Genomic DNA, 12,876 nt, shown 5'->3' with positions numbered 1-12,876 from the left:
AAAACAGATGTTTGCAGCGTGTTGTTCGTAAATTAGCGAAACTTCATGCGTGAGGTGAGAAATGACACAAGTTAGAACATCCTCTCCGCTGGCGGTGTCGGGTCTGGCGAAGACGTTCACGATGCACTTGCAAGGTGGCATTCAGTTGCCAGTCGTAAGTAACGTGGACTTCAATCTGGAAGCAGGCGAATGCGCCGTGCTTGGCGGACCTTCCGGTGCCGGTAAAAGCTCCATTCTCAAGATGGTCTATGGCAATTACGCTGTGAATGCAGGTTCGATCCTCATTCGTCACGAAGACCGTATGGTGGATCTGGCAACAGCCGATCCGCGCGAAGTGCTGGCGGTGCGGCGCGATACGATTGGCTATGTCAGCCAGTTTCTGCGCACACTGCCGCGCGTCGCGGCAATCGATGTGGTTGCCGAGCCTCTGGTTGCGCGTGGCGTCGATCGCGAAGTTGCGCTGAACCGCGCTCGCGAGCTTCTGTCACAGCTCAACCTGCCAGAAAGGCTTTGGGCCTTGCCGCCTGCAACCTTCTCCGGCGGCGAACAGCAGCGCGTGAACATCGCGCGCGGTTTCATCACGGATCATCCGGTACTGCTGCTCGATGAGCCGACCGCCTCGCTTGATGCCAAGAACCGTGCGGTCGTGGTTGATCTCATTAAGACCAAGAAGGAGCAGGGCGTCGCCATGCTAGGCATCTTCCACGATGAAGATGTGCGTACGGAGGTTGCGGACCGGATTATCGACGTGACAGCTTTCTCTCCGAGGGCCGCCGCATGACCAAGCTATCGGTAGAACCGCTGGTGCATAAAACCGCCATCGTCAGCGGTTGCACACTCGGTCGCTACACAGAGATAGGCGAGCGCAGCCGCGTTTCGGAAACTATGCTCGATGACTATTCCTATCTCGGCGTCGATTGCGAAATATGGTGCGCGGAAATTGGCAAGTTTTCCAATATCGCCAGCCATGTGCGTATCAACGCCACCAACCATCCGACATGGCGCCCGACGCTGCATCATTTCACCTACCGTGCCGGTGATTACTGGCCGGAGGAAAAGGATGAGACGGAGTTTTTCGAGTGGCGTCGTGGCAATGCGGTGAAAATCGGTCACGACACATGGCTCGGCCATGGCTCCACCATCTTGCCGGGTGTGACGGTTGGCAATGGTGCGGTTGTTGGGGCCGGAGCAGTGGTGAGCAAGGACGTGGCACCCTATACGATCGTGGGTGGTGTGCCTGCGCGTCTCATTCGCGAACGTTTCGATGCTGCGACCGGCAATCGTCTGGATCGGCTGGCCTGGTGGGACTGGAGCCATGATCGTCTGCGTGAAGCGCTCGATGATTTCCGCGCGCTCGATATCGAAGCTTTCCTCTCAAAATATGAAACGGCCGCCAACACAAATGCGGTCATGAAAGAGCTATCCAATGGCTAATGAAATCGTTCTGAAAAATGCGCAGATCGTGCTCGCTGACGAGATTGTTTCCGGTTCTATCCTGATCCGTGACGGCAAAATTGCAGCCATCAATCAGGGCTATGCCAATGGCGGCGATGACATGGATGGCGATTATGTCATTCCGGGCCTCATCGAATTGCACACCGACCAGCTGGAAAGCCATTACGCGCCGCGTCCGAAAGTGCGCTGGAATGTCGACGCTGCGGTTCAGGCCCATGATGCGCAGGTAGCAGCATCGGGCATCACGACGGTTTTCGATGCGATGCGTGTCGGCTCCGACTATGACCGCGACTTCGTTGGTAAGGATATGCGGATGCTTGCGGATGCCATTGAAAGCGGTGTTCGCGAAAATCGCCTGCGTGCAGACCACTTTTTGCATCTGCGCTGCGAAGTATCTTCGGCAGATTGTCTCGAAACGTTCGAGCTTTTTGCGGGCGATGACCGCGTCAAACTCGCTTCGCTGATGGATCATGCGCCGGGACAGCGTCAATTCGTTGATCTTGAGACCTATCGCACTTATTACATGCGCAAGATGAAGCTCACGGATGAGGAGTTCCGGGTGCATTGTGAGAAGCGTATGGCGGATTCGGACGCCTATTCGGCCAATCATCGCCGCGCCATTGCCGAAATGGCTGCGACACGTGGCATCGTTCTGGCCAGCCATGACGATGCGACCAGTGCGCATGTCGATGAATCGCTCGACCATGGCGTGCGGATTGCCGAGTTTCCGACCACGATGGAAGCGGCCAATGCTTCGAAAGGTGCGGGCCTCTCGATCCTGATGGGCGCGCCGAACATCGTTCGCGGTGGCTCGCATTCCGGCAATATCGCCGCGCGTGATCTCGTGGACAATGGCAGCCTCGACATCCTGTCTTCGGACTATATTCCGTTCAGCCTCATTCAGTCGGCTTTCGGCCTTGCTTCGGGTGAACGTCCGATTGCGCTGCCACAGGCTGTCCGCCTCGTGACCAAGAATCCTGCCGACGCCATGGCCATGGATGATCGCGGCGAAATCGCCATCGGCAAGCGCGCCGATCTCGTTCGCGTGCGCCCGAAAGGTGCAATCCCGGTTGTCCGTACGGTCTGGCGCGAAGGCGAACGGGTGCTTTGATGCAGATGCAATCCGATATGCCGAAAGGCTGTTTCGTCGCCGTCGTCGGCCCCAGCGGGGCCGGCAAGGATACGATCATGGATGCAGCGCGTGTGGCTCTTGCGGGCGACACGCGTTTTCATTTTGTGCGCCGCATCATCACCCGCCCGCAAATGCCGGGCACGGAAGATCATGACAGTCTGGATGAAGCATCTTTTGCAACAGCTGCAGGCGAGGGAGCCTTCGCTCTGCACTGGCAGGCGCATGGCCTGAGCTATGGATTGCCAAAATCACTGGAGGATGAAATCGCCGACGGTACGGTGGTGATCGCCAACGTTTCACGGCGAGTGCTTGGCGATATTCGCAGGCTCTACAAATCACGTTCTGTGGTCGTGATAACAGCCCGACCGGACGTTCTGGCAGAACGGCTTGCGTCGCGTGGTCGTGAAAGCCGGGAAGAAATCACCGCGCGACTTGCGCGTGAAGTGAGCTTCGATGACGATGCCGGAGATGTTGTCACAATAGACAATTCAGGTGATGTCAATGCATCCACAGAGACCTTCCTTCATCATTTGAAGGAAATAACTGTTAAAACAATTGCTTAGGTGAAATCTCTATAGCGGCGTGTAAATTTACACAAACGTCATTATGCTTTCATTGCAGTGTCATGGAAGCAATTCAAAGTGAGCATGAATGGAGACGAATTCATGCTTCAACTGAACAACATAACGCGCCGCTATAATGACAAGGTGGCGGTTTCGGGCGTGGACCTCGAAATCGAGCCGGGCACGTTTGTGGGAATTATCGGGCGCTCGGGCGCGGGAAAGTCGACGCTTCTGCGTATGATCAATCGCCTTGTCGAGCCGTCCGAGGGAACAATTCACTGGGATGGTCGTGATGTTACGGGCCTTAAAGGCTCGGGATTGCGTGACTGGCGCGCGCAATGTGCGATGATTTTCCAGCATTTCAATCTGGTTGATCGTCTGGATGTTCTGACCAATGTTCTGATGGGGCGTCTCAATTATGTTTCGACGCCCAAGTCGCTCCTGCGTATCTGGAGCGACGAAGAACGCCTGATCGCGCTTTCCGCTCTGCAGCAGTTCGATATTGCGCATCTTGCGGCGCACCGCGCCGATGAACTTTCGGGTGGCCAGCAGCAGCGCGTGGCGATTGCCCGCGCGCTCGTGCAGCAGCCACGCATTATTCTTGCCGATGAGCCTATTGCGTCGCTCGATCCGCGCAATACCCGCAGCGTCATGGACGCCCTGCGCCGCATCAATCGCGAATATGGCATTACGGTCCTCTGCAATCTGCACTCGCTCGATATTGCGCGCAGCTATTGCGACCGCCTCGTCGGCATGTCTGCTGGCAAGATCGTATTCCGTGGCACACCGTCGATGCTGACAGATATGGCATCACGTGACCTTTACGGCATGGAAGCCGCTGACGTCATCGACGCCGATGAACAGGCTGAAACAATGCCAATGCCAGTTCCGCAGTCGGCTGAAGCCGTTCTGCGCCAGCTTTCCGCCTGAGCGCATAAAGCTCCGGAAAAAACACGCTCCAAACTCAGGATTAACAGGAGATACCTATGCTTAACCGTAGAAACTTTCTGGCGGCGGCTGCGCTTACCGCAACGCTGACCATGCCAATGATGGCCTCCACCGCTCAGGCTGCTGACTGGAGCAAGGATTATCCGGAAATCGTTCTGGGCGTTATCCCGGCTGAAAACGCCTCGACCACTTCCGACCGTTATGCACCTCTGGCTGCATATCTCGGCAAGGAACTTGGCACCAAGGTCACGCTGCGCGTCGCCAACGACTACGCCGCCGTCATCGAAGGCCAGCGCGCCGGTAACATCCAGATCGCATTCTATGGCCCGGCTTCTTATGCCCGCGCCGTCATGACCGGCGTTGAAACCACTCCGCTCGTCAACCAGCGTCATGACACCGGCGTCAACGGCTACTACTCTGTCGTTTATGTTCGCGCCGACAGCCCCTACCAGAAAATGGATGACCTGAAGGGCAAGACCATTGCTCTCGTTGATCCGAACTCCACGTCGGGCAACAATGCTCCGCGCTTCTTCCTCAACCGCGAAGGCTATAGCGTCGATACGTTCTTCGGTAAGAACTTCTTTGCTGGCAGCCATGAAAATGCAGTTCTTGCTCTTGCGCAGGGCACCGCTGACGCCGCTGCCAACTCCTGGAACTCGGAAAACGATTCCAACCTGACCCGTATGGTCAGCCGCGGCGTTCTGAAAGACGCCAACGGCAAGGCAATGACGAAGGACGATTTCCGCGTCATCTTCAAGTCGGACTTCCTTCCAGAAGGCCCGTTCGCCGTTCTCAGCACGCTGCCAGACCAGTTGAAGGCAGACATCAAGCAGGCTTTCCTCGACATGCCAACCAAGGACAAGGCTGGCTTTGACGCCCTTTCCGACGGCAAGGATCAGGAATTCGTAGCCACCGAAGCTAAGGATTTCGAACCAATCATCGAGATGCTCAAGTTCAACGACAAGGCTCGCAAGTCTTAATCCGCAGAACAATTGAAGTGCCCGGAACCTAACCCGTTCCGGGCATTTTTTAGAGCATGATCCCGAAAAGTGGGAACCGGTTTTCGGACAAGATCATGCTTGATTAAAGGAATCTCGCATGACGGTATCCTCACTCGACGGCAACGGTGCAAAAGGCCTGCTTGCCGATTATCGCAGAGAAGTCGGCAAACGGCGTCTCTACGGTATCGCGCTGCTCCTCGCGCTTGTCGTTGTCGCCATTGCTGCCTCCGTCGTTGCCGATGTTCGGCCGGGCACACTGGTCGAAAATCTCTTTCGCTTTACAAGCTATCTCGGTCGCATTCTGCCGGATCTGACCATCGCCAATTTCTGGGGCGACCTCGCTGCCTGGTACTGGAACCTCGGCGGCTGGCTCAAGATGCTGTTTGAGACGCTGTTGATCGCCTATCTGGCGACATTGATCGGTGCAGTCGTCGCTTTCGCCGCTTCCTTCGCAGCATCATCCAACATGGCTCCCAATTCGACGGTTCGCTTCATCGTTCGTCGCGGGCTGGAATTGTTGCGTACGGTTCCAGAAATCGTCTTCGCGCTGCTGTTCGTTATCGCCTTCGGTCTTGGGCCGATGGCCGGTGTGCTGGCACTGATGCTTCATACGACAGGAGCACTGGGCAAGCTGTTCTCCGAAGTCGTCGAGAATATCGATATGCGCCCGGTAGAAGGTATTCGCGCATCGGGCGGCTCCGGCTTGCAGGTCATTCGCTTTGCCGTGCTGCCGCAAGTGGCCGCAAATTTTGCTTCCTATGGCCTGCTGCGCTTTGAAATCAACGTGCGCGGCGCTTCCGTCATGGGTTTTGTGGGGGCAGGCGGCATCGGGCAGGAACTGCTTACCTCGATCCGCCAGTTCTATTACAGCGATGTCAGCGCCATTCTGCTTCTGATCATCGTGACGATCGTCGTGATCGATCTTGTCACCCAGCGCGTGCGTCACGCACTGCTTGGCCGTATTGGTTGAGGAGAGAATTATGACCGACATTGCACAAAGTCTCTCCCGCGAAGCGCATGCGCACGAAAAGGAACTCAGAGCCGAATATGCCGATCTGTTCGGCAATGGGCGCACATGGCGCAATCTGGCGATTTTAACCGTAGCGCTTATCGCTTCGGTCTGGTTCGCCTTCTACTGGCTCGATTTTTCGCTGCTGCGCATTCTAAACGGCCTCGGTCGCCTCGGCGATTTCGCCTTGATGATGATGCCGCCATCATCCGGCGGTCGTTTCAGCCTTTATCTCTGGTCGATGATGGAAACGCTGGCAATCGCCTATCTCGGCACATTGCTGGCAGCGATCCTCGCTTTTCCATTCGGTTTTCTGGCGGCGAAGAACATCATTCCGAATGTCTTCCTGCATTTCGGCATCCGCCGCTTCCTCGATACCATTCGCGGCGTCGATACGCTGATCTGGGCGCTGATCTGGGTGTCGGTTGTGGGGCTTGGGCCGTTTGCCGGTATCCTCGCCATCGCCTGCTCGGATTTCGGCGCATTCGGCAAGCTGTTCTCGGAAGCCATTGAAGGGGCCGACAAGAAGCCGGTCGAAGGCGTGGTCTCGTCGGGTGGCGGCAAGCTGCACGGTTATCGCTTCGGCGTGCTGCCACAGGTTTTGCCACTGATCGGCAGTCAGGTGCTTTACTTCTTCGAGTCAAACACCCGTTCGGCAACGATCATCGGTATTGTTGGGGCAGGTGGCATCGGCGCGCATCTGGCGGAACAGATCAAGGTTCTGAACCTTCAGGACGTTTCCTTCCTGATCATCATGATCCTGATCGCTGTTGCCGTGATCGACTGGTTCTCGTCCAAGCTGCGTCACGCCATGATTGGCAAGAAGGCACAGAAATCGGCTTAACCGGTGATGAGTGTCTTGATGCCATCTGCAACGAACTGAACGGCAAGCGCTGCCAGAATGACGCCGAGAAGGCGGGTCAGGATGGAACGACCGGTTTCGCCCAGAAACCGGTCGACGCGCTCGGCCAGCAGCAGCACGAGATAGGTAATCAGCAGGCAGACGAAGATGACGCCAAGAAGGGCCAAACGCGGCCCGACGCCATGGAATGAGTCCGAGGTCAGCACGATTGCCGAAATTGCGCCCGGACCGGCAATCAGCGGAATGGCAAGCGGGAAAGCGGCAATATTGCGGATATGGTCCTTGGTGATGGCAACCTCGGCGCTCTTTTCCTTGCGCTCTGTCCGCTTCTCGAAAATCATCTCAAATGCGATCCAGAACAGCAACAGGCCACCGGCAACGCGGAACGCACCGATGGTAATGCCGAACATGCCGAGTATCTGCGCGCCCGCAATGGCAAAGAGCGCCATCACGATAAAACCGATGATGGAGGCGCGAAGCGCCACCTGTCCGCGGTGGTGCCGCTCCATGCCCGGCGTGAGCGCCAGAAACAATGGCGCCAGTCCGGGCGGATCGATTGTAACAAGCAGGGTGACGAACGCGCTGAAAACCGTATCGTAGAACCCCATACTGCACGCGCCCTTCTTGTTGGTATGTTATGCTCAATCGGATACATGGATTGTAGACGATCGACGGCACATGGTCGACGCAAAGCGCCCGTCCGGGCAACATCGTTGCTCAATCTTTATGTGAATATCTTTTAAGTCATTGAATTGACAGACGGAAATAGCCCGCCGAAACGGTCGTGAAATTGGCGTTTTTTGCTGGTTTCCGTTATAAAGTGACTTTATCGATTCTGTTGAGAAAGAAATCTGAATAGTGTCAGATCAAACGCCTCCACCCGGTTCCGACGATATGAATGGTGGCCCAAACGGCGGCCCTAGCGGTATCGAACCGATTTCCATTATCGAGGAGATGCAGCGCTCCTATCTCGATTACGCGATGAGCGTTATCGTGAGCCGTGCGCTGCCCGATGTGCGCGACGGCCTGAAGCCCGTGCATCGCCGCATTCTCCACGCCATGAACGAGATGAACCTCGCCTATAACCGCCCGTACCGTAAGTCGGCGGGTGTGGTCGGTGAGGTCATGGGTAAGTATCACCCGCATGGCGACGCTTCTATTTATGACGCTCTCGTGCGTATGGCGCAGGATTTCTCCATGCGCGATCCGCTTGTCGACGGGCAGGGCAATTTCGGCTCCATCGACGGCGATCCGCCGGCAGCGATGCGTTACACCGAATGCCGTCTGGAAAAGCTTACCGAATCCATCCTGTCGGACATCGACAAGGACACGGTCGACTTCCAGGACAATTATGACGGCCGCGAGCAGGAACCTGTGGTTATGCCTGCACGCTTCCCGAACCTGCTCGTCAACGGTTCGGGCGGTATCGCTGTCGGCATGGCGACCAACATTCCGCCACACAATCTCGGTGAAGTCATTGATGGCTGCGTAGCGCTCATCGAGAATCCGGCCATTCAGTTGGAAGAAATGATTGAGATCATCCCTGGTCCGGATTTCCCGACCGGTGGCATCATCCTCGGACGCGCAGGCATCAATTCCGCCTACACGACCGGGCGCGGTTCTGTGATCATGCGCGGGCGGGCCACCATTGAGCCGATGCGCGGTGACCGCGAAGCCATTATCATCACCGAGATCCCGTATCAGGTGAACAAGGCTTCGATGATCGAGAAAATGGCCGAACTGGTGCGCGACAAGCGCATCGAAGGCATTTCCGATCTGCGTGACGAATCCGACCGCGAAGGCTATCGCGTTGTGGTCGAACTCAAGCGCGACGCCGTTGCCGATGTCGTTCTGAACCAGCTCTATCGCTACACGCCGCTGCAAACCTCGTTCGGTTGCAACATGGTGGCGCTGAACGGCGGCAAGCCGGAACAGCTCAATCTGCTCGACATGCTGCGCGCTTTTGTTGCCTTCCGCGAGGAAGTCGTGACGCGCCGCACCAAGTTCCTGCTCAACAAGGCGCGCGACCGCGCGCATGTGTTGGTCGGCCTTGCAATTGCGGTCGCCAATATCGATGAGGTGATTGCACTCATCCGTCGTGCGCCCGATCCAACGACGGCCCGCGAGCAGTTGATGGAACGTCGCTGGCCTGCAGTCGATGTGGCTCCGCTGATCCGTCTCATCGACGATCCGCGCCATCGTATCAATGAAGACGACACCTATAACCTCTCCGAAGAACAGGCTCGTGCCATTCTCGACCTGCGTTTGCAGCGCCTGACCGCGCTCGGTCGCGACGAAGTGGCAGACGAACTGAACAAGATCGGCGAGGAAATCCGCGATTATCTCGACATTCTCTCGTCGCGCCTGCGCGTGATGACGATCGTCAAGGATGAGATGATTGCGGTTCGTGACGAGTTCGCCACGCCACGCCGCACCGAAATCGGTTTCGGTGGCGCCGAAATGGATGACGAAGACCTGATCGCCCGTGAGGATATGGTCGTCACCGTCAGCCATGCAGGCTATATCAAGCGCGTTCCGCTAACGACCTATCGTGCGCAGCGCCGCGGCGGCAAGGGCCGTTCCGGCATGGCGACTAAGGATGAGGATTTCGTAACACGTCTGTTTGTTGCCAATACGCATACGCCGGTTCTGTTCTTCTCCTCGCGTGGCATTGTCTACAAGGAGAAGGTCTGGCGTCTGCCTGTCGGTACACCGCAGTCGCGCGGCAAGGCGCTCATCAACATGCTGCCATTGCAGCAGGGCGAGCGCATCACCACAATCATGCCGTTGCCGGAGGATGAAGAATCCTGGGCAAATCTCGACGTCATGTTCTCGACCACGCGCGGTACGGTTCGCCGTAACAAGTTGTCCGACTTCGTTCAGGTCAACCGCAACGGCAAGATCGCGATGAAGTTGGAAGACGAGGGCGATGAAATCCTCTCCGTCGATACCTGTACGGAATTCGACGATGTGCTTCTGACCTGTGCCGGTGGCCAGTGCATTCGATTCCCGGTTACCGATGTGCGCGTCTTTGCAGGCCGCAACTCGATCGGCGTGCGCGGCATCAATCTGGCCGATGGCGACAAGGTCATCTCCATGGCGATCCTGCATCACGTCGATGCCGATGCATCAACCCGTTCCGCCTATCTCAAGCGTTCGATTGCCGAGCGCCGGGCGCAGGGTGCGGACGACGCAGACGACATCGTGGTTGTCGGCGAGGACGTCGGAACCGATGCGGAACTGACCGAAGAGCTCTATCAGGAGCTGAAGGCCCGCGAAGAAACCGTGCTGACTGTCAGCGAATACGGTTACGGCAAACGTTCCTCGTCCTACGAGTTCCGCGTTTCAGGCCGTGGCGGCAAGGGCATCCGCGCTACCGACACGTCGAAGACCGACGAAATCGGCAAGCTCGTTGCCCTGTTCCCGGTCGAGGCGAGCGACCAGATTCTGCTTGTTTCCGATGGCGGACAGCTCATTCGCGTACCGGTTGACGGTATCCGTATTGCCGGACGTTCCACCAAGGGCGTCACGATCTTCAACACGGCGGATGGCGAAAAGGTCGTCTCGGTCGAACGCATATCCGAAGCGGATAGCGATGAAGAAAACGGCAGTGAGGGCGAGGCAGCCTCTGAAGGCGAAGCACCAATCGCGGACACCGAAGAATAATAGAGAAGCCCGGGGTAGAGCATTTTCGAGCCAAAAGTGTGAAACAGTTTTGCATCGGATAATGCGACAAACCAACGGACCCGGGCTTTTTATATAGATCAATGAAAAAGGCCGATGGCGGGAACCATCGGCCTTTTTCAGATGCCAAGACTGGAGGAATTGGCGATCACAGAAACTCTTTCACAGCAAGCTCCAACGCTATTGCGTGAACTCGGCTGCTAATACTCAGCGCGAACGCATGTTGCGCAAGCTATTGATGTCAAATGTCACCTGACGCACGCGCTGACGCTTGGACTCGTTCTCTTCGAGAAGCAGTATGATTGCCGATGCAGCCATCGCGACCATCATGGATAATGCCAGAAGAAAGATCATCATCGTGTTATCCTTTCGACATACATACGCTTCAGAAGCGAAAAGGTTGCACCAAACTTGCACCTATCTTGGTAAATCGGTTGTGAACTTGTCGTGAAATTGCTGTTCATATCGCATTCATCTGGTTTCTTGGTTTCTGTTTTCTTATCGCAGTGGTTCTTGTTGAAAATCCCGTCAGAAAAGGCTAGCTGGAAGAAATGACGATCGCGATTTATGCGGGCTCCTTCGACCCGGTGACAAACGGCCATATGGATGTCCTCAAAGGTGCCTTGCGCCTTGCCGACGAGGTTATTGTCGCGATCGGCGTTCATCCCGGCAAAAAACCTCTCTTCACCTTCGAGGAACGCGTGGCGCTCATCGGTGAAAGCTCCAAGGCCATATTGGGCAAGGATGCAGGCCGGGTATCGGTCATTTCCTTCGACGGGCTGGTTATCGATGCAGCGCGCAAACATGCCGCACAATTGATGGTGCGTGGTTTGCGCGATGGCACCGATCTCGACTATGAAATGCAGATGGCGGGCATGAACGGCACTATGGCGCCGGAATTGCAGACCGTATTCCTGCCGGCAGACCCGGCAGTACGCACAATTACCGCCACATTGGTCCGCCAGATTGCCTCCATGGGCGGCGATATAAAGCCCTTCGTTCCTGCGGCTGTTGCTGCCGCCTTGAACACCAAATTCAAATCCTGACTGCAGGGAGTTTTTCGATCATGTCTTTCATCCGTTCGGCGCTTGCCGCTGTTGCCTTTATCGCGCTGTCGCAAGGGGCGGTCCAGACGGCTTCCGCCGCCAATGCCGAAAACACCGTCGTTCTCAAGCTGAAGGACGGCGACGTTGCCATCCAGCTTCGTCCCGACCTCGCGCCGAAGCATGTCGCCCAGATTGAAAAGCTGGTCGGGGAAGGCGCTTATAACGGCGTTGCCTTCCACCGCGTCATTCCGGGCTTCATGGCCCAGACCGGCGATGTAAAGTTCGGTAACGTGGACAAGGGTTTCGATGCTTCGCGCGTCGGCACCGGCGGTTCCGACTATCCCGATATTCCGGCAGAGTTCTCAAAAGAACCCTTCGTGCGCGGCACGGTCGGCATGGCCCGCAGCCAGAACCCGAATTCGGCCAATTCGCAATTCTTCATCATGTTTGCGGACGGCGCATTCCTCAACGGCCAGTACACTGTGGTCGGCAAGGTTGTCAGCGGCATGGATATCGTCGACAAGATAAAGAAGGGTAGCGAAGCCGATAATGGCGCCGTGGAAAACCCCGATAAGATCATCAAGGCCACGCTTCAGGCCGATAAAAAGTAAAATACGATAAGAAGTAAATACAAGGAGAGGCCCAATGGCTTACAAAGACCCTGAAAACACGCTCGTTCTGGAAACCACCAAGGGCAACGTCGTTCTTGAACTCTATCCAGACCTCGCGCCGGATCATGTTGCGCGCGTCAAGGAACTGGCTCGCGAAGGCGCTTATGACGGCGTTGTGTTCCACCGCGTAATCGACGGATTCATGGCACAGACCGGCGACGTGAAGTTCGGCAAGACCGGCGGCGCGCATTTCAATGGCTCGCGTGCGGGCATGGGCGGTTCGGACAAGCCAGACCTGAAGGCTGAATTCTCCAACACGCCGCACAAGCGTGGCACTGCTTCGATGGCCCGTTCGGCCAACCCGAATTCGGCCAATTCGCAGTTCTTCATCTGCTTTGCCGACGCTCCGTGGCTCGACCGCCAGTACAGCGTCTGGGGCCAGGTCATTGAAGGCATGGACAATGTCGACAAGATCAAGCGCGGTGAGCCTGTTGCCGATCCGGACACGATCGTGACGGCGCGCATCGCTGCCGACATCTGATCCTGCCGATTTCATTGAGAAATT

The 12,876-nt window shown here is 56.6% G+C and carries 14 protein-coding genes; 12 read left to right on the top strand and 2 right to left on the bottom strand.

Going from position 1 to position 12,876, the window contains the following annotated elements; genetic code table 11:
- Positions 1-61: 61 nt before the first annotated feature.
- From phnL to phnE (OANT_RS11335), 8 genes are all read left to right on the top strand, one after another.
- Positions 62-781 (top strand): phosphonate C-P lyase system protein PhnL, encoded by a 720-nt coding sequence (gene phnL, locus OANT_RS11370; protein ID WP_012092081.1) that lies wholly within the window; start codon positions 62-64, stop codon positions 779-781.
- Positions 778-1,434 carry a DapH/DapD/GlmU-related protein gene (locus OANT_RS11365; protein WP_012092080.1) on the top strand — a complete coding sequence of 219 codons (657 nt, stop codon included), beginning with the start codon at positions 778-780 and terminating at the stop codon, positions 1,432-1,434. The genes phnL and OANT_RS11365 overlap by 4 nt, the downstream gene beginning before the upstream one ends.
- Complete coding sequence (locus OANT_RS11360; protein ID WP_012092079.1) at positions 1,427-2,566, top strand: alpha-D-ribose 1-methylphosphonate 5-triphosphate diphosphatase; 1,140 nt, start codon at positions 1,427-1,429, stop codon at positions 2,564-2,566. Before OANT_RS11365 ends, OANT_RS11360 begins: the two co-directional genes overlap by 8 nt.
- A gap of 5 nt (positions 2,567-2,571) precedes the next feature.
- Entirely contained in the window at positions 2,572-3,150 is a 579-nt protein-coding gene (gene phnN, locus OANT_RS11355) for a phosphonate metabolism protein/1,5-bisphosphokinase (PRPP-forming) PhnN (protein ID WP_036586893.1), read from the top strand.
- Between the two features lie 102 nt (positions 3,151-3,252).
- Positions 3,253-4,080 (top strand): phosphonate ABC transporter ATP-binding protein, encoded by an 828-nt coding sequence (gene phnC / locus OANT_RS11350; protein ID WP_012092077.1) that lies wholly within the window; start codon positions 3,253-3,255, stop codon positions 4,078-4,080.
- A gap of 56 nt (positions 4,081-4,136) precedes the next feature.
- Positions 4,137-5,078 (top strand): phosphonate ABC transporter substrate-binding protein, encoded by a 942-nt coding sequence (gene phnD / locus OANT_RS11345; protein WP_012092076.1) that lies wholly within the window; start codon positions 4,137-4,139, stop codon positions 5,076-5,078.
- Positions 5,079-5,196: 118 nt separating this feature from the next.
- Positions 5,197-6,069, top strand: coding sequence for a phosphonate ABC transporter, permease protein PhnE (phnE, locus tag OANT_RS11340; RefSeq protein WP_012092075.1), 873 nt, complete (start codon positions 5,197-5,199; stop codon positions 6,067-6,069).
- A gap of 10 nt (positions 6,070-6,079) precedes the next feature.
- On the top strand, positions 6,080-6,952 hold the full coding sequence (phnE, locus tag OANT_RS11335; protein WP_012092074.1) for a phosphonate ABC transporter, permease protein PhnE: 873 nt from the start codon (positions 6,080-6,082) through the stop codon (positions 6,950-6,952).
- Here phnE (OANT_RS11335) and OANT_RS11330 read toward each other — a convergent pair.
- Entirely contained in the window at positions 6,949-7,578 is a 630-nt protein-coding gene (locus OANT_RS11330; protein ID WP_012092073.1) for a MarC family protein, read from the bottom strand. The genes phnE (OANT_RS11335) and OANT_RS11330 overlap by 4 nt on opposite strands.
- Before the next feature lie 286 nt (positions 7,579-7,864).
- On the opposite strand from OANT_RS11330, the gene gyrA reads away from it, so the two are divergent.
- The gene (gene gyrA, locus OANT_RS11325; RefSeq protein WP_012092072.1) at positions 7,865-10,636 is read left to right on the top strand and encodes a DNA gyrase subunit A; all 2,772 of its coding nucleotides are present in this window, start codon (positions 7,865-7,867) and stop codon (positions 10,634-10,636) included.
- Positions 10,637-10,861: 225 nt separating this feature from the next.
- On the opposite strand, the gene OANT_RS26885 is transcribed toward gyrA, so the two are convergent.
- Positions 10,862-11,011, bottom strand: a complete 150-nt coding sequence (locus tag OANT_RS26885) for a hypothetical protein (RefSeq protein WP_010660118.1) — start codon at positions 11,009-11,011, stop codon at positions 10,862-10,864.
- Positions 11,012-11,205: 194 nt separating this feature from the next.
- On the opposite strand from OANT_RS26885, the gene coaD reads away from it, so the two are divergent.
- From coaD to OANT_RS11310, 3 genes are read left to right on the top strand one after another with little or no spacing between them, the layout of a single operon-like run.
- Complete coding sequence (gene coaD / locus OANT_RS11320; protein WP_012092071.1) at positions 11,206-11,700, top strand: pantetheine-phosphate adenylyltransferase; 495 nt, start codon at positions 11,206-11,208, stop codon at positions 11,698-11,700.
- 20 nt (positions 11,701-11,720) lie between these two features.
- Positions 11,721-12,311 (top strand): peptidylprolyl isomerase, encoded by a 591-nt coding sequence (locus OANT_RS11315; RefSeq protein ID WP_012092070.1) that lies wholly within the window; start codon positions 11,721-11,723, stop codon positions 12,309-12,311.
- 34 nt (positions 12,312-12,345) lie between these two features.
- Positions 12,346-12,852, top strand: a complete 507-nt coding sequence (locus tag OANT_RS11310) for a peptidylprolyl isomerase (protein ID WP_012092069.1) — start codon at positions 12,346-12,348, stop codon at positions 12,850-12,852.
- Positions 12,853-12,876 lie beyond the last annotated feature (24 nt).

The sequence above is a fragment of the Brucella anthropi ATCC 49188 genome (assembly GCF_000017405.1).
Lineage (GTDB): Bacteria > Pseudomonadota > Alphaproteobacteria > Rhizobiales > Rhizobiaceae > Brucella > Brucella anthropi.
The sequence above is the reverse complement of the archived record's forward strand: the minus strand, read 5'-3'. Positions and strand labels throughout refer to the sequence as shown.